Below are 17430 nucleotides of genomic sequence, written 5' to 3'. Positions count from 1 at the left end.
CGCAAGGCATAACTTGGCCATTATGCCCCATGCTCGCAGCCCGCTAGGTCCGCCCCGCCCCGGTGGACCCCGCCCGTGGACTAGCCTGGGGGCCACTATGACGCAGCCCGAAGTTTCGCCAGATGCCAGCGCACGGACCACAATGATCGGTTTCGCTGCCGGCCCATTGCAAACGAACTGCTATCTGCTCTTCGCTGAACCCGTGGACCCGGCGGAGGTGGCGTCGTATATAGAACAACCGCCCGCCCCGGCCACCGCAAGCCCAACCACCTCCGCACCGACCACCACATCCCCACAGTCCATGAGCGTCGTGGACCCCGGCATGGGATCCGCACCGGTGATCCAGCGCATCGCGGACCAGCTCCACTGCCGGATTGACGCGGTCTACCTCACACACGGGCACATCGACCACATGCGCGACGCGCACCTCCTCGGCGCCCCCGTCTACCTGCACGCGGCGGACATCCCCATGGCCCAGCACCCCGAATTCCTCGGCCCCGAACTCGCCATGCTCTTCGACACCGACCACATGGGCCCCATCGCGGACCTGCGAGAGCTAGGGGATACCGCCACCCTCGGCGGGGAGCAGTGGGAAGTCCACCACATGCCCGGGCACTCCCCGGGATCGGTGATGTACCGCCGCAACGGGCACATCCTCGGCGGTGACGTGCTCTTCCGGCAATCCATCGGCCGCACGGACCTGCCGCTTTCCAACCCGGCGGATATGGCGGATTCCCTGCGCCGCCTGCGGCAAACCTTCGCGGACGGAGACATCGTCTTACCCGGTCACGGCCCCCAGACCACCATCGGCGAGGAGAAGGCCAGCAATCCCTACCTGCAGGGCCAGCCCCTATAGTGAGACGGGTGAACGAGCGCCCCAACCCAACCCCCAGCAACAAGACCGCCCTCTCCGCCCCCAAGGGCATACCGGACTACTACCCCCCGCAGTCCACCGAGTTCCGGGCCATCCGCCAGAACTTCGCCACCGCAGCCGACAACGCCGGCTACGAGCACCTGGAGTTGCCCGTTTTCGAGGACACTGGACTCTACGCCCGGGGCGTGGGGGAATCCACGGACATGGTCAGCAAGGAAATGTACACCTTCGCCGACCGCGGAGGACGCTCCGTCACGCTGCGCCCGGAGGGGACGGCGGGCGTGGTGCGGGCCGTCATCCAACACCGCCTCGATCGCGGGCAACTGCCGGCCAAGCTGTGTTACACCGGCCCCTTCTTCCGCTACGAACGCCCCCAGGCCGGGCGCTACCGCCAGCTCCAGCAGTTCGGGGTGGAGGCCATCGGCGTGGACGATCCCGCGCTGGACGCGGAGGTCATTGCGCTGGCCGACCGCTGCTTTAAGTCCGTGGGGCTCACTGGGTACCGCCTGGAGCTAACCAGCTTGGGGGATTGGAGGGATCGCCCGGCCTACCGGGAGAAGCTGCAGGGGTTCCTGGCCAAGCTGGACCTGGACGAGGAAACGCGGCGCCGCGCGGAGATCAACCCGCTGCGGGTCCTGGACGATAAGCGCCCGGAGATGATCGCCCAGTTGCAGGAGGCGCCGCTGCTCCTGGACCACCTTTCCGCCGCCTCCCGGGAGCACTTCGAGACGGTTACCGGGCTGTTGGGAGACATGGGGGTGGAGTATGTGGTGAACCCGCGGATGGTGCGCGGGCTGGACTACTACACCAAGACCTGCTTTGAGTTCGTTCACGATGGGCTGGGGGCCCAGTCCGGGATCGGCGGGGGCGGGCGCTACGACGGGCTGATGGCCCAGTTGGGCGGGCAGGATCTATCCGGGATTGGCTTCGGCCTCGGGTTGGACCGCACCCTGCTGGCGATGCAGGCGGAGGGGGTGCAGGCCGGCGCCGGGCGGCGCGTGGACGTGTACGGGGTGGCCCTGGGGGAGGGCGCGCGGAGCCGGATGCCGATTATCGTGGACCAATTGCGGGCGCGTGGCCTGCGCGCAGACATGGCCTATGGCGGGCGCGGGCTCAAGGGCGCGATGAAGGGCGCGGACCGGGCCGGGGCGCTGTTTGCACTTGTGCTCGGCGATCAGGAGCTAGAGCAGGGACGGGTCGCGGTTAAGGACCTCGGCACCGGCGAGCAGGTGGACATCCGACTGGAGGACCTCACCGAGCACCTGGCTGTCCGCCTGGGGGAGCGCTAGGCCCCCCAAGCTAGCGGTTGAACTGCTGCTTGCAGCTATCCATCGTGCCGCCCTGGTAACCGCGCAGAAAGGAATCCACCCGCTGCTGAGCGGAGCCGTGGGTCCACTGGTCAGGGTTGACCTCCTGCCCGGAGGACTTCTGGATGGCATCGTCCCCGATGGCCTGGGCGGACTGCACCGCCTGGTCCACCTGTTCCTGGGTCACGGGGTCCAGCACGGCCCCCTGGCCCTTGTCGGCGTGGGAGGCCCACAACCCGGCGTAGCAGTCTGCCTGCAACTCGATCTTCACGGCGTTCGAGTTCTCCCCGGGGTCGTTGTAGTTGGACAGGCCCAGGTTGCCCTCCAGCTTCTGGATGTGGTGGCCGAACTCGTGGGCCACAACGTACATCTGGGAGAAGGAGCCGTTGGAGCCGCCCAACTGCTTGAGCTCCTGGAAGAAGGGGGTGTCCGCGTAGACGGTCTGGTCACCGGGGCAGTAGAAGGGGCCGGACTGGCCCGGATCTGCCAAGCCGCAGCCGGTGCGCTGCTTGCCGCCGTTGATGCGCACCTTCGGCTCGGTGTACTGGATGCCCCGCTCGGCGGGCAGGGCCTGCTCCCAGAACTTGTCCAGCGCGGTGGCGGTGCCCTGGATGCGGCAGTCGTCGTACTTGTTGGCGTCCTGGTAGTTCTTACAGTGGCTGAGGTCCCCGCGGCCACCCTGCTGGGTAGTGCCGGACTGCTGGTGGCCGCCGCCGAAACCGCCGAAGCCGCCGGTGAGGAAGAAGACGAGGCCGCCGACGATGAGCATGCCGGGGATGCCGAAGCGGGCGCCGAGTCGGCTGGCGAGCAGGGCGAGCAGGAAGTTCCCGCCACCACCGCCGAAGCCGCCGCCCATGCCGCCGCCACCGCCACTGGCGCGGCCGCTGTTGTCCCCGAGGTTTGAGTTGAAGGTCACGGTGCAATCTTGCCACAGGGCGGCGGCCGGCGGTCTGCCCCGTGGGCGTATAGTGAGGGGTCGGTTATTCAACATGGACGTGTGAGTTCCCGCGGCTAGCTCCTGACGTGGCCACCAGTTTTGGGCGCAACTGCAAGCGCAGCTCGTGGCACGGCGCCCATCAGTTCTTGGGGGTGGCGATAATCAAGGGGCCGAGAATGTTTGTCGTGGGGGCCCGCACCAGACGAAGGGATTAGCGCAACGTGCTCCGGACGCACCTCGCGGGCGAGCTCCGCAGTGACCACATTGGTGAACAGGTAACGCTCACGGGTTGGGTGGGTCGGCGCCGGGATCACGGTGGCGTGATCTTTATCGACCTGCGCGATCGCTCCGGCGTGGCCCAGGTGGTCTTCCGGGAATCGGAGGTTGCCGAGCGCGCCCACGCCCTGCGCAGCGAGTACTGCATTCGGGTCACCGGCCTGGTGGAGGCCCGCCCGGAGGGTTCGGAGAACCCGAACCTGGCCAGTGGTCAGGTGGAGGTAGATGTTAGTGAGCTGGAGGTGCTCAACACTTCTGCGGCCCTGCCCTTCCAAATCGACGATCCGGCATCGGGCGGGGAGGTCGGGGAAGAGGCCCGGCTGAGATATCGGTATCTTGATTTGCGACGCCAACAACAGGGCGATGCTTTGCGCCTGCGCTCCAAGGTCAACGCGGCCGCCCGGTCGGTGCTGCAGGAGCACGACTTCACGGAGGTGGAGACCCCCACCTTGACCCGTTCCACCCCGGAGGGTGCCCGGGACTTCCTCGTGCCCGCCCGTCTGCGGCCCGGCACGTTCTATGCCCTGCCGCAGTCCCCACAGCTGTTTAAGCAGCTTCTCATGGTGGCCGGACTGGAGCGCTACTACCAGATCGCCCGCTGCTACCGGGATGAGGATTTCCGCGCCGACCGGCAGCCGGAGTTCACCCAGTTGGACGTGGAGATGAGTTTCGTGGATCAGGAGGACGTGATCCACCTGGCCGAGGAGATCCTCAAGGCGGTGTGGGCCCAGATCGGTTACGAGCTTCCCACGCCTATCCCGCGGATGACGTACGCGGAGGCCATGCGCCGCTATGGCTCGGACAAGCCGGACCTGCGCTTCGATATCGAGATCGTGGAGTGCACCGAGTTCTTCGCCGATACGACCTTCCGGGTGTTCCAGAACGAGTACGTAGGCGCCGTGGTGATGGAGGGCGGTGCAAGCCAGCCGCGCCGCCAACTGGACGCATGGCAGGATTGGGCACGCCAGCGCGGCGCCAAGGGCCTGGCCTACATCCTCGTCGGGGAGGATGGGGAGCTGTCCGGCCCGGTGGCTAAGAACATCACCGAGGCCGAGCGGGCCGGTATCGCCGAGCACGTCGGCGCCAAGCCGGGTGACTGCATCTTCTTCGCCGCCGGGGAGACCAAGTCCAGCCGGGCGCTGCTCGGCGCCGCCCGCGGCGCCATCGCCGAGAAGCTGGGGCTCATCAAGGAGGGAGACTGGGCCTTCACGTGGGTGGTGGATGCGCCCATGTTCGAGCCCGCCGCGGATGCTCAGGCCAGCGGGGATGTTGCCCTTGGCCACTCCGCCTGGACGGCGGTTCACCACGCCTTTACCTCCCCCAAGCCGGAGTTCCTCGACACCTTCCACGAGGACCCGGGTGCGGCCCTGGCCTATGCCTACGACATCGTGTGCAACGGCAATGAGATCGGCGGAGGCTCCATCCGTATCCACCGCCGGGACGTCCAGGAACGGGTCTTCGAGGTGATGGGCATCAGCGAGAAAGAAGCTCGGGAAAAGTTCGGCTTCCTCCTGGATGCCTTTGCCTTTGGGGCCCCGCCGCACGGCGGTATCGCCTTTGGTTGGGACCGGATCGTCGCCCTGCTCGGGGGTTTCGACTCCATCCGGGACGTCATCGCCTTCCCCAAGTCCGGCGGTGGGGTGGATCCACTTACGGATGCACCGGGAGAGATCTCCGCCGCTCAGCGGAAGGAATCGGGGATCGACGCCAAACCCAAGCGCCCCGCCGTCGGCGGACACGCCCACACGAAGTCCGCCGACACTCCGCAGTTATAGGGAGAACTACTCAAACCCCGGTTCCTCCGGGCGCTAGGGCCCTAGAATTGAGCGCCGTAGCGCCTAGTGGTTAGGGGCCGTGTTGCCCGCTGCCCCCCTTAAGGGGGGGCAGCCCACAGACAAGCCCACTTTCGAGGAAGTGACATTCGCCGTGCCCGCAATGGAACAGACCGTCGCTGCGGCAGCCCAGCTGCTCGCGGTGCGGTTCGGCGGCACCCCGGAACTCACTCACCCCGAAGAATTGGGCGGCAATGGGTCCAGCCAAGTGGTGCGGGTACGCAATTCACCGTCCCCTTTCCTCCAAGATCGGTCGATCGTCATCAAACAGTTGCCGCCAAAGGATGGGTCCCCCAGGGCGGCAGTGGGGGCCAAGATCGGGCAGGTCAGCCCCGGGGCCTCCACCGCAGCAGGAGCCACCAAAGGCCCCGCCGAGGCCAAACTGTCCGATGACGATGCCGCGATGATCCGAGAGGTCGTCGCCTATCAATTCACCAATACCCTCGGGGAAAGCGGGCGCCCCGGGCCCCAGCTTTTGGCCTATGACCTGGACCAGCGCCTGCTCATTCTCTCGGATGCCGGGGATGGGGAAAACTTCACGGACATCCTCAACCTCCGCCCGGAAAAGGAACGCCGCCTGGCCCTGCGCAAGTTGGGGCGGGCACTGGGGCACATGCACGCCGCCACCGCGGGCCGGGAGGCGGCCTACGATACGCTGCTGCGCCGACAATGCGCCAAGCACGGGGTGGACGTCTCGGAAATCACCGACCGGGACGTAGAAGTGTCCGAGCTCATCCGAACCGGCATCGAGCTTCTGCGGTCGACGGGAATGCGTATCAACCCCACGGTGGTGGAGTTCGCCCGGGCGGCTGCCGGTCGTTCCCTGCAATCGCAGACCAGTGCGTTTACCCCCTTCGACCTGACCCCGGACAACCTCATGATGACCAACCGGGTGGTGCTGCTGGACTTCGAATGGGCCGGTTTCCGGGATATCGCCTTCGACGCGGCCTGTGTCATCGCCGGCTTCCCGCAGGACACAACGACAGACGCGCTGACCGATGCCGAGACCGACGAGTTCCTCGCCGCCTGGCGCGCGGAGGTCGCGGGCGTGTGGCCGCAGTTCAAGGACACCCCCACCCTGCTGGAAGCGATCATGGCCTCCCTCATCGGCTGGGCCTTTTTCTCCCTGACCCTGTTGTACTACGGGCGGGCCAACCTGCAGACCTCCGGGCACTTCTCCATCACCGGGGAGCAACTACAAAACCTCACCCAGGTGCACTTGCAGGATCTGGCTACCACCGTGGAGGCCATCTCCCGGTTTGCCCAGCGCCACGAGGACCCCCGCTTCCCGGACGTGGCGGAGTTCACGCACAAGCTGCTAGACCAGCTTGCGGACATGGGAGCCCATCCCCAGCACCGGGCCCTATAGGTAGAGGCCGCTATGAGCGCTGAAGAAGACCTGTTCCACTCCGCCGCTGGAAACCCCGAAAGCTGCCGTCGTACCCACACGCCGCTGGCTGTGCGGATGCGTCCGCGGACCCTGGAGGAGGTGCGCGGCCAAGATCACATCCTGGGCCCCGGCACCCCACTGCGCGCCCTCATCGAGGGCCGTGGGGAGAGCTCCGTCATCCTCTACGGGCCACCCGGCACGGGGAAAACGACGATCGCCAACCTCATCTCCAGTGCCGAGGGGCGCCGTTTCGTCTCCCTCAGCGCCCTGGACTCGGGGGTGAAGGAGGTTCGGGCCGTCATCCAGTCCGCCCGGCACTACGCCACGCAGGGCCAGGCCACCGTGCTCTTCATCGACGAGGTCCACCGGTTTTCCAAGACCCAGCAGGATGCCCTGCTCGCGGCAGTGGAAAACCGCACCGTCCTGCTGGTCGCCGCGACGACGGAAAACCCCTCCTTCTCCGTAGTCTCCCCGCTGCTGTCCCGCTCGCTGGTCGTCCAGCTCCGCGCCTGCCAGCCGTCGGACATTGCTGACGTGTTGTGCCGAGCCACCACAGACCCCCGCGGTTACGGGGGCTCCGTGGAGCTGGAACCGGCCGCCCTCGATCACCTCGTCGCCCTGGCCGCCGGCGACGTCCGGCGCGCGCTGACGTATCTGGAAGCGGCGGTGGATACCGCGCGCCAGGCTCAGGGCGTCCCCAAGAAAATGACCGTCACCGTGGAGGACATCCAGCGCTCCACCAATCAGGCCATCGTCCGCTACGACCGGGACGGGGACCAGCATTACGACGTGACCAGCGCCTTCATCAAGTCCATTCGCGGCTCCGATCCGGACGCGGCCCTGCATTACCTCGCCCGCATGCTGGAGGCGGGGGAGGATCCCCGGTTCATCGCCCGGCGCCTCATCATCCACGCCAGCGAGGACATCGCCATGGCGGACCCGCAGAGCCTCAGCGTTGCGGTCGCCGCCTCCCAGGCCGTCAACCTCGTCGGCTTGCCGGAGGGCCGGCTCGCGCTCGCCCAGGCCACCGTGCACCTGGCCACCGCGCCGAAGTCGAATGCGGTCTACCGCGGCATTAGCAGCGCTATCGCGGACGTGCGCCAGGGCAAGGGCGCGGTGGTCCCCGCCCACCTTCGCGATGGGCACTACGCCGGGGCACAGGACATGGGCAATGCCGTGGGCTATCGCTATCCCCACGATTACCCCAACGCCGTGGTCCCGCAGCAGTACCTGCCGGAGGACCTGGACAAAGCCCGCTACTACGAGCCCAGCAACCACGGCCACGAACGGGTCATCGGCCCCCGCTTAGACACCCTGCGCAAAATGATGGGCCGCTAGCCGCCCCACCAACCCGGGCACCCGGCGAAGGGCCCACTGCTGAACCGCTAGAATATTGCAGGTTGAGCACACCCATACCCCACCGACTTTCCCCCTGTGAGAACTGAGGTTTGAATAGCCGTGCAGACGCATGAGATCCGTCGCCGTTTCATCGAGCACTTCACCAAGGCCGGACACACCGAGGTGCCGAGCGCGTCCTTGATTCTGGACGACCCCAACCTGCTGTTCGTCAACGCGGGGATGGTGCCGTTCAAGCCCTACTTCCTGGGGGAGCAGACCCCGCCGTTCGTCACCGCCACCTCCATCCAGAAGTGCGTGCGCACCCTGGATATCGAGGAGGTGGGCATCACCACCCGCCACAACACCTTCTTCCAGATGGCCGGCAACTTCAGCTTCGGCCAGTACTTCAAGGAGGGGGCCATCACCCACGCCTGGAACCTGCTGACGGGGGATGTCAGCTCCGGTGGGTTGGGCCTGGACAAGGACCGGCTGTGGGTCACCGTGTTCACGGAAGACGACGAGGCCGCCGAGATCTGGGAGAAGAAGATCGGGGTGCCCGCCGAGCGGATCCAACGCCTCGGGATGGCCGATAACTACTGGTCCATGGGGGTGCCGGGACCCTGCGGCCCCTGCTCGGAGATCTACTACGACCGGGGCCCCCAGCATGGCCGCGAGGGCGGGCCGATCGTCGACGATACCCGCTACATCGAGATCTGGAACCTCGTGTTCATGCAAAACGAGCGCGGGGAGGGGCTGGGCAAGGACAACTTCGAGATCCTGGGCCCCCTGCCCAAGAAGAACATCGATACCGGCATGGGTGTGGAGCGGGTGGCCTGCATCCTGCAGGACGTGGACAACGTCTACGAGACCGATCTGTTGCGGCCCGTCATCGAGGCGGCGGAGAAGTTGACCGGGGCCACCTATGGGGCTGTGGACGCCAGCACCGGGCGAGGGGCCGGAGCTGACGTGAAGGATGTGCGTTTCCGCGTCATCGCCGACCACTGCCGCACCGGACTCATGCTGATCCTGGACGGGGTGACCCCCGGCAACGAGGGCCGGGGGTACATCCTGCGTCGCCTGCTGCGCCGCATCATCCGGTCGGCCCGCCTGCTGGGCGCCACGGGGGAGACGATGGAGGTGCTCATGGACACGGTGCGGGCCACGATGACGCCTTCCTATCCGGAGATCGCCGAGAACTGGGAGCGCATCCGCTCCGTGGCCGTGGGCGAGGAAAAGGCTTTCCTCAAGACCCTCGAATCCGGTTCGCAACTGTTCGAGTCCTACGTGGCCAGCGCCCGGGAATCCGGCAGCACCGCCGTGCCGGGGGACGTGGCCTTCAGCCTGCACGACACGCACGGGTTCCCCATTGACCTGACCATGGAAATGGCTGCGGAGGCCGGCCTTGAGGTGGACGAGGCTGGCTTCCACTCCCTCATGGCGGAGCAGCGGGCCCGGGCCAAGGCAGATAACGACGCGAAGAAGCTGGGCCACGCGGACGTATCCATTTACCGCCCCTTCGTGGACAACCATCCCACGGTCTTTACCGGGTACACGGAGCTGGAGGACGAGGGTGCCGTACTCGGCATCATCGCCGACAACGCCCTGGTGGAGCGGGCTGGTGATGGCAGCCGGGTGCAGGTCATCCTGGACCAAACCCCCTTCTACGCCGAGGCCGGTGGCCAGCTCGCGGACCGGGGGCAACTGCGCGGAACCGGCGGCGTGGGGGACGTGGTGGACGTGCAAAAGGTAGGCAAGAAGCTGTGGGTGCACTACGTGGACATCACCGGCGGGGAGCTCGCCGTGGGGGAGCGGCTCATGGCCACCGTGGACCGGGCGTGGCGGCACCAGGCCCGGCAGGCGCACTCCGGCACCCACCTCATCCACGCCGCACTGCGCCAAGTGCTGGGCCCCACCGCGGTGCAGGCGGGCAGCATGAACAAGCCGGGTTACCTGCGCTTCGACTTCAGCTACGGCGGGCAGCTCAGCGGCGATCAGCTCCGCGAGATCGAGACCGTGGCCAACTCCGCAGTGGACGCGGACTACGAGGTGAACACCATCGAGACCAGCCTGGTGGAGGCCAAGGCCATGGGGGCGATGGCGTTGTTCGGGGAGAACTACGGGGATCAGGTGCGGGTCGTGGAGATCGGCGGGCCCTTCTCCATGGAGCTGTGCGGCGGGATTCACGTCGGGCACTCCTCCCAAATCGGGCCGATCTCCGTGCTCGGGGAATCCTCCGTGGGCTCCGGGGTGCGCCGGATCGAGGCCTACACGGGGATGAACTCCTTCGAGCATCTTGCCGCCGAGCGCAGCGTGGTGGCAGGGCTATCCACCGCCCTGAAGGCACCCTCCGCGGACCTCCCGGAGCGCATCGAAGCGCTCAGCGCCCGCTTGAAGGCGGCCGAGAAGCACGTGGAGCAACTCCGCCGGGCCCAGCTAGCCAGCCAGGTGGGGCAGTTCATCGACGGGGCCGAGGACGTTAATTCGGTAGCGCTCGTTACCGCGGAGCTGCCGGAGGGCGTTGCCGCCAAGGACGTCCGGGCGCTCGTGCAGGATGCCATCGCCCGCTTCGGCGAACGCCCGGCGGTCGTACTCTTCGCCGCCCGGGATGGGGGCAAGGTGCCCTTCGTCGCAGCGGCGAACGCCGCGGCCGTGGACCTGGGCATCAAGGCCGGGGAAGTAGTTGGCGTCTTCGGCGCAGAGGTCGGCGGCCGCGGGGGTGGAAAGCCCGCGATGGCCCAAGGGTCCGGGACCGAGCCGGAGCACATCGCAACCGGCCTGGCCGCAGTGCGTCGGCACCTTGCCGCCCAGCGGCCGGGGGAGCGGTGACCCTGGAGGGCCCCTCCCGCCCGGAGGCGGCCACCGATCCGGGGCGTGGCCGACGCTTGGGTATCGACGTCGGAACGGTGCGAATCGGCGTTGCCCTCAGCGATCCGGACGGTATTCTCGCCAGTCCCCTGGAAACAGTTCCGGCCACGGGCCCGATCGATCGCGGTGATATAGCGCGCATAGTGGAACTGGCTGAGGAAAACTTTGTCGTAGAAATCATCGTAGGATTTCCCGCAGCGCTTAGTGGGCGTTCCACCGCAAGTACCGAAAAGGCGGTGCAATTTGCGCGCCACCTCGCTGGGGAGCTGCCGCAGATCCCCACCCGGTTGGCCGATGAACGCTTGTCCACGGTGGCTGCGACTACCGCTCTGCGGTTGTCGGGCGTCAATTCCAAGATGGGCCGAAAGAAAATCGATCAGGCCGCTGCGGTGCACATTCTGCAGGGCTGGCTAGATTCCCGTCGGGCTCTCGGGGTGGGGAAGTAAAAGCGGTGCACCGCTAATGTGACCATTATGTTATTTTTGCTATCGGCTTTAACCCCTTTCGAAAGGCAAACCTAGTGGCACCAAAACCGGTTCCTCAGCGCAGCGTGCAAAAGAAGAGCATGCAGCCGAAGTACCGCAGGCGCCGCCAGCTGGCTGCGGCCCTGGCAGTCGCATTGATCACCCTGCTCGTCGGTGTAACGGCATATGTCTTCTACGTCCGCGAGGTTCGCGGCAACCGCGACTACGAGGGCTCGGGTACGGGGGACGTCATCATGGTTCGCGTGGAGGACGGCGACTCGGTCTCCGCCCTGGCCCCGATGCTGGTCGACGAGCACATCGTCGGCTCCCGCAAGGCCCTGATTAACCAGGCAGAGAAGACCAATGCCTCCCTCATGGCGGGTTACTACCCCCTTCGGAAGGAGATGTCCGCCGAAGCTGCGCTGAAGACGCTGACGGATGAGAAGCAGCGCCAGGGTGTGGTGGACGTCCCCACCGGAGCCACCCTCGATGACGTCCGGGTGGTCGGCGGCCAGACACGGCCGGGTATCTTCACCCTCATCTCCCAGCAGACCTGCAAGGACCCGGGAACGTGCGTGACCCCGGAGAAGTTGCGGGACGCCGTGGCCCAGACGCCCGCTGCGGAACTGGGCGTGCCCCAGTGGGCCCAGGCGGCCGTCAACGCCCGAGGGGCGGATCCCCGTCGCATCGAGGGGCTCATCTCGCCCGGCATCCACGTGTTCAACCCCCAGCTCGATGCCAAAGAGATCGTCAAGGACGTAGTGACGGATTCCGCCCAAACGTACGAGGACACCGGCCTGGAACAGGCCGCAGCGCAGGTGAAACTCAAGCCCTACGAGATGATCACCGCAGCGTCGCTCGTGGAGCGGGAAGCCCCGTCCGGCGACTTCGACAAGGTCGCCCGGGTGATCCTCAACCGGTTGGACGTCAAGCAGCGCCTGGAGTTCGACTCCACGGTGAACTACGCCATCGACGAACAAGAGGTGGCCACCACCAATCAGGATCGCGAGCGGGTCACCCCCTGGAACACTTACGCCAAGCAAGGTCTGCCGGATACGCCTATCTCCTCGCCGGGGCTCGCGGCCCTCAAGGCTGTAGAGAATCCTGCCCCTGGGGATTGGTTGTACTTCGTCACCGTGGACAAGAACGGCACCACGGTGTTCAACAAGGACTTCGCAGATCATCAGCGCGCCGTGGCTCAGTCGCAGAGCAATGGCGTCCTAGATTCCGCCCGCTAACGGGACAAACGCGGATCACATCCCCAGAACGAGCCAGAAGGGACCAGCGGGAAGAACCATGGGAAAGCACACGATGCCGGAGGGCTCGCAGCACCCGGCGCAACCCGAACTGGTCAGCGCCGAGGAGTTCTTGGAGCTTTCCACGCCCCGCTGCGCGGTGCTGGGGCGCCCCGTGGAGCACAGCCAGTCCCCGTTGATCCACCGTCGGGGTTACGAGGTGGCCGGAGTGGACATGCTCTACACCCGCGTGGAGGCCGGGGAGGCAAGAGAGTTCCGCCAGTTGTTGGGCAGCGGGGATCCCCTCATCCGGGGTTTCTCCGTGACCATGCCCGGCAAATCCATCGCCCTCGACCTCGCCGATGCGGCCACGGCCCGGGCGCAGGCTATCGGCGCCGCGAACACCTTGGTGCACCGAGAGGATGGCACCTGGCTGGCGGACAATACCGACGTGGACGGGGTCACCGCCTGCCTGGCCTTCCTTCAGCACAAGGGCTCGATGACGCTTGTGGGATCCCAGGCGGTTGTCGTGGGTAACGGCGGCACGGCCCGCCCGGCGGTGGCTGCGCTAGCGGCGGCGGGGGTGCGGGGGGTTACCGTGGCGGCCCGCTCCGAACGCGCGCTTAACTTGCAGGCCCTCGCCTTAGAATGCGGCCTGAGTTTCGATTGGGTGCGCCTGGATTCCCCCGATCTGGTGCGGCGGTGCTGCGAGGCCAGCGTGGTCGTATCCACCATTCCAGACGCCGCCGCGGCCCAGTACGCCGCCAGTTTCACAAGAGCGGCGGGGATAGTAGACGTGATCTACGATCCCTATCCCACGGCCCTCATGCGCGCCGCCGAGGAGCGCTCGATTCCGTACGCCGACGGGCTGCGGATGCTCGCGGGTCAGGCTGAAGAGCAGTTCCGGTTGTTCACCGGGGTGGCGGCCCCAGCGGGGTTGTTCCTGCAGACGCTGCGGGAGGATCGCCCCGGCCACTAAGATTGGGGGGTAGCTTTTTTGGGGGAAATAAAACGGGGGGGAAGAAGCGGTCGTGCTGTGCTCGGCGTGGGGGGCCTGCGCGCTGGCGCTGTGGGCTGCCGCGGTGGTGGTGTGGGACGCCCGCACCCTGCGCTTGCCCAACGCCCTCGTCCTGCCTGCGGTGCCCGCGGTCTGGGGCGCGGCGGTAGTCTGCGGCCACGCCGAGGCCATCCTGGGCGGGATCCTGTGGTGGGCGGCGATTGCCCTGCCTGCCCTGCGGCGGGGGCGGCGGCTGGTGGGTGCGGGGGACGCCAAGTTGGCGCTGGTGTGCGGGTGCCTGGCCAACTGGGATCACCCCGTGGGGGTGTGGATCGCTATGGGGGTCGCCGGGGTGGTGGGTCTCGGTTGGGCGGCAGTAGCGCGGGCCGGGAAGGTGCCCTTTGGGCCGGCGATGGTGGCCGGTACCGTCGCGGCTCTGCTTGTCTGCCCTGGCCTGTAAGATGTTGCGCATGCTGCGTTGGAGTACTGCTGGCGAATCCCACGGCCAGGCACTGATCGCCTTGGTGGAGAACCTCCCCGCGGGGTTGAGCGTCACCCGCGAGGAGGTGTCCCGTCAGCTTGCCCGACGGCGCCTGGGATACGGGCGGGGGGCCCGGATGAAGTTCGAGGCGGATGAGGTGACTTTCCTCTCCGGGGTACGCCACGGCAAGACCCTCGGTTCTCCGGTGGCGGTGATGATCGGTAACACGGAGTGGCCGAAGTGGACCACCATCATGTCCGCCGATCCCTTGGATCAGGGGGATCCCCAGGTGGAGAAGGAGATGAACTCCGGCCGGGGGGCCCGGTTGACGCGGCCGCGCCCGGGGCACGCGGACTTCTCCGGCATGTTGAAGTACGGGCACACGGAGGCCCGGCCCATTCTGGAACGCGCCTCGGCCCGGGAGACGGCGGCCCGGGTGGCCGCAGCTACGTTCGCCCGCGCCCTGTTGCGGGAGGTCCTGGGCGTGGAAGTGTTCAGTCACGTCGTCTCCATCGGACAGTCCGAGCCCTACGCCGGGCCCACCCCCAGCTACGAGGATCTGGCCCAGATCGACGCCTCCCCGGTGCGCGCCTGCGACCCAGCCGCAGAGGAATCGATGATCGCGGAGATCACGGCGGCGAAGAAGTCCGGGGATACGCTCGGCGGGGTGGTGGAAGTGGTGGTTAAGGGGCTGCCCATCGGGTTGGGCTCCCACACCAGCGGCGAGGAGCGGCTAGACGCCCAGTTGGCGGCCGCGTGCATGAGTATCCAGGCGATCAAGGGCGTGGAGATCGGTGACGGGTTTGCCGAGGCTCGGCGGCGCGGCTCCGAGGCCCACGACGAGATGGAGCGCAGCGGCTCTGGGGTGCGTCGGTTGAGCAACCGGGCCGGCGGCATCGAGGGGGGTATGAGCAATGGGGAGGACCTGGTGGTGCGCGCGGCGATGAAGCCCATCTCCACCGTTCCCCGGGCCCTGCGCACCGTGGACATGGATACGGGAGAATCGGCGACCGGCATCCACCAGCGCTCGGACGTCGTGGCTGTCCCGGCTGCGGGAGTTGTGGCGGAGGCCATGGTTGCCCTGGTGTTGGCCCGCGCCGTACTGCAGAAGTTCGGCGGGGATAGCGTCGGGGAAACGACCCGCAACGCTGCAGCCTACATCGCCGCAATTGCCCAGCGCATTGACTTTTCGAATGCCGAGGTTGAGGAGCAGCAAGGATGAGCCCCCGCGTGGTTCTTATCGGTCCGCCCGGCAGCGGCAAGACAACCATCGGGACCCGTCTGGCGCACGCCTTGGATACCCACGTGGTGGACAGCGACGATCTCATCGCCCAGCGATTCGACAAGCCCTGCGGGACGGTGCTTTCGGATCTGGGGGAAGCGGAGTTTCGCCGGGTGGAGGAAGAGGCCGTGGAGCAGGCCCTCGCCACTGAAGGGGTGGTGTCCCTCGGGGGCGGAGCCGTCCTCAGCCCAGCGACGCAACGGCGCCTCATGGACCACGTTGTGGTGTATCTGCGCGTCTCCGTGGAGGAGGGCGTGCGGCGCACCGCGGGGGACAATTCCCGCCCGCTGCTCAACGTCCCGGATCCGGAGGCGACGTACCGGCGGCTCCTCGACGAACGCGCCGAGCTGTATGAATCGGCGGCGAACTACCGGGTGCACTCCGATGGAAAGGACCCGCAGCGGGTTGTCACGGACATTCTTCACTTCATCGACGATGTGGAATCCGAGCGCAGGCAGGTGATGATGTGACAGGCGCTGATGTAACTACAGGCGAGATGACTGGCGCCGACACGATGGGTCAGCACTCGGGACACATCCGGGTGGCCTCCGCGAACCCCTATGACGTGACGATCTGCCGCTCCATCGAGCCCAGCGCGGCGGCCATCCGCGCGGCCCTGGGGGAGGCTCCCTCCACCGTGCTGATCCTCCACCAGCCGGCTCTGCGGGATCGGGTCATTCAGCTGCGGGACCTTCTGGAGGGGGGAGACCAGGGGGCGCGGGCCCTGCGCACGGTGCTCCACGAGCTGCCGGACGCAGAAGAGGGCAAAACCCTCCACGCCGCAGGCCGGGCCTGGGCCGCGTGCGCCGAGGCCGGGCTGACCCGAGCGGACGCCATCCTCAGCGTGGGGGGCGGGGCCGCCACCGACGTGGCCGGGTTCATCGCCGCGACGTGGATGCGGGGTATCCGCGTGGTCCACTATCCCACCACCCTGCTGGCCATGGTGGATGCCGCCGTGGGTGGGAAGACCGGGATCAACACGGAGGCGGGCAAGAACCTCGTCGGTTCCTTCCACGAACCCGCGGGGGTGATTGTCGACCTCGAGGTGCTGCGCACCCTACCCCGGGCCGAGCTCGTCGCCGGCAGTGCGGAGATCATCAAGGCCGGGTTCATCGCCGATACAGAGATCCTCAGCCTCGTGGAGGCAGACCCGGCAGCCGCTGTAGATCCAGAGGGTGCGCTCCCGGAGCTCATCCGGCGCTCCATCCAGGTCAAGGCGGACGTGGTGGGCCAGGACCTTAAGGAGTCCCACCTGCGGGAGATTCTCAACTACGGCCACACCTATGGCCACGCCGTAGAACATCAGGAAAACTACCGCTGGCGGCACGGTCACGCCGTCGCGGTGGGCATGGTCTTCGAGGCCGAGCTCGCCCACGCCGTCGGGCTGCTGTCCCGGTCGGAGGTCCAGCGGCACCGCGGCATCCTCGCCAGCGTGGGCCTACCCATCGCGTATGGCGGCGCGGATCTGGATACCCTCATCGACGTCATGGGCCGCGACAAGAAGAACCGCGGCTCCGACATTCGCTTCGTGGTGCTGGAAGGCATCGGCCGCCCCACCCGCCTGGCGGGCCCGGACTGGGCGGCACTACAGGCGGCCTATGCGGCAACCCAGCCGAGGGGAGCGGAGTAGATGGCGCAGCAGCACGTTGACAGCGTCGTGGTTCTCAACGGGCCCAACCTCAACCGGTTGGGGAAGCGGCAGCCGGAGGTCTACGGGGCCACGACCCTCGCGGACGTGGAGGCTCGTCTCCGCCGCCGCGGCCAGACCTTGAACCTGACTGTGCGCTGCGTGCAGTCCAACCACGAGGGCGAGCTCATCGAGGAGGTCCACCGGGCCGCCGACGAGGGCGCCGCCGTCATCATCAATCCGGGCGGGTTCACCCACACCTCCGTGGCCCTGCGCGATGCGCTCGCGGAGATCGCGGATGGCGCAGGCTTTGTGGAGGTGCACATTTCCAACGTGCACGCCCGGGAGCAGTTCCGGCACCACAGCTACCTCAGCGCCATAGCGGAGGGCGTGATCGCGGGGCTGGGGGTCACCGGCTACGAGTTGGCCCTGCAGTACTTTGCCGACCGCAACACCGCGAGCAGCCCCCGCTAGGGGCACCATTCCCAGTCGTCAACACGTGAGACAAACCAGGAGGACCAGCAC

The 17430-nt window shown here is 67.1% G+C and carries 15 protein-coding genes; 14 read left to right on the top strand and 1 reads right to left on the bottom strand.

Annotated elements, in window-relative coordinates:
* Nucleotides 1-97: 97 nt before the first annotated feature.
* Both CHEID_RS05305 and hisS read left to right on the top strand, forming a co-directional pair.
* Nucleotides 98-856 (top strand): MBL fold metallo-hydrolase, encoded by a 759-nt coding sequence (locus CHEID_RS05305; RefSeq protein ID WP_112768931.1) that lies wholly within the window; start codon nt 98-100, stop codon nt 854-856.
* An 8-nt stretch (nt 857-864) separates the two neighbouring features.
* The gene (gene hisS / locus CHEID_RS05300; protein ID WP_112768932.1) at nt 865-2163 is read left to right on the top strand and encodes a histidine--tRNA ligase; all 1299 of its coding nucleotides are present in this window, start codon (nt 865-867) and stop codon (nt 2161-2163) included.
* Between the two features lie 10 nt (nt 2164-2173).
* Here hisS and ypfJ read toward each other — a convergent pair whose 3' ends face one another.
* Nucleotides 2174-3097 carry a KPN_02809 family neutral zinc metallopeptidase gene (ypfJ, locus tag CHEID_RS05295; RefSeq protein WP_112768933.1) on the bottom strand — a complete coding sequence of 308 codons (924 nt, stop codon included), beginning with the start codon at nt 3095-3097 and terminating at the stop codon, nt 2174-2176.
* Between the two features lie 242 nt (nt 3098-3339).
* On the opposite strand from ypfJ, the gene aspS reads away from it, so the two are divergent.
* The 12 genes from aspS to aroQ all read left to right on the top strand — a co-directional run bounded on the left by aspS (nt 3340) and on the right by aroQ (nt 17379).
* Nucleotides 3340-5169, top strand: coding sequence for an aspartate--tRNA ligase (aspS, locus tag CHEID_RS05290; protein WP_112768934.1), 1830 nt, complete (start codon nt 3340-3342; stop codon nt 5167-5169).
* Between the two features lie 160 nt (nt 5170-5329).
* Nucleotides 5330-6595: a phosphotransferase gene (locus CHEID_RS05285; RefSeq protein WP_112768942.1), complete on the top strand. Its 1266-nt coding sequence runs from the start codon at nt 5330-5332 to the stop codon at nt 6593-6595.
* A 12-nt stretch (nt 6596-6607) separates the two neighbouring features.
* Complete coding sequence (locus tag CHEID_RS05280) at nt 6608-7954, top strand: replication-associated recombination protein A (RefSeq protein WP_112768935.1); 1347 nt, start codon at nt 6608-6610, stop codon at nt 7952-7954.
* Nucleotides 7955-8074: 120 nt separating this feature from the next.
* Nucleotides 8075-10780 (top strand): alanine--tRNA ligase, encoded by a 2706-nt coding sequence (gene alaS, locus CHEID_RS05275; protein ID WP_112768936.1) that lies wholly within the window; start codon nt 8075-8077, stop codon nt 10778-10780.
* Between the two features lie 2 nt (nt 10781-10782).
* Nucleotides 10783-11265 carry a Holliday junction resolvase RuvX gene (gene ruvX / locus CHEID_RS05270; RefSeq protein WP_112768943.1) on the top strand — a complete coding sequence of 161 codons (483 nt, stop codon included), beginning with the start codon at nt 10783-10785 and terminating at the stop codon, nt 11263-11265.
* Between the two features lie 119 nt (nt 11266-11384).
* Nucleotides 11385-12521 carry an endolytic transglycosylase MltG gene (gene mltG, locus CHEID_RS05265; protein WP_112768944.1) on the top strand — a complete coding sequence of 379 codons (1137 nt, stop codon included), beginning with the start codon at nt 11385-11387 and terminating at the stop codon, nt 12519-12521.
* A gap of 58 nt (nt 12522-12579) precedes the next feature.
* Nucleotides 12580-13497 carry a shikimate dehydrogenase gene (locus CHEID_RS05260; protein WP_238599245.1) on the top strand — a complete coding sequence of 306 codons (918 nt, stop codon included), beginning with the start codon at nt 12580-12582 and terminating at the stop codon, nt 13495-13497.
* A gap of 52 nt (nt 13498-13549) precedes the next feature.
* Nucleotides 13550-13975: a prepilin peptidase gene (locus CHEID_RS05255; RefSeq protein ID WP_273660952.1), complete on the top strand. Its 426-nt coding sequence runs from the start codon at nt 13550-13552 to the stop codon at nt 13973-13975.
* Nucleotides 13976-13985: 10 nt separating this feature from the next.
* Entirely contained in the window at nt 13986-15218 is a 1233-nt protein-coding gene (aroC, locus tag CHEID_RS05250) for a chorismate synthase (protein ID WP_112769413.1), read from the top strand.
* The gene (locus tag CHEID_RS05245; RefSeq protein ID WP_113629889.1) at nt 15215-15748 is read left to right on the top strand and encodes a shikimate kinase; all 534 of its coding nucleotides are present in this window, start codon (nt 15215-15217) and stop codon (nt 15746-15748) included. Before aroC ends, CHEID_RS05245 begins: the two co-directional genes overlap by 4 nt.
* A 26-nt stretch (nt 15749-15774) precedes the next feature.
* Entirely contained in the window at nt 15775-16908 is a 1134-nt protein-coding gene (gene aroB / locus CHEID_RS05240) for a 3-dehydroquinate synthase (RefSeq protein ID WP_146743852.1), read from the top strand.
* Nucleotides 16909-17379: a type II 3-dehydroquinate dehydratase gene (aroQ, locus tag CHEID_RS05235; RefSeq protein WP_112769414.1), complete on the top strand. Its 471-nt coding sequence runs from the start codon at nt 16909-16911 to the stop codon at nt 17377-17379.
* Nucleotides 17380-17430 lie beyond the last annotated feature (51 nt).

This window comes from Corynebacterium heidelbergense, assembly GCF_028609845.1.
Taxonomy (GTDB): Bacteria; Actinomycetota; Actinomycetes; order Mycobacteriales; family Mycobacteriaceae; genus Corynebacterium; species Corynebacterium heidelbergense.
The sequence above is the reverse complement of the archived record's forward strand: the minus strand, read 5'-3'. Positions and strand labels throughout refer to the sequence as shown.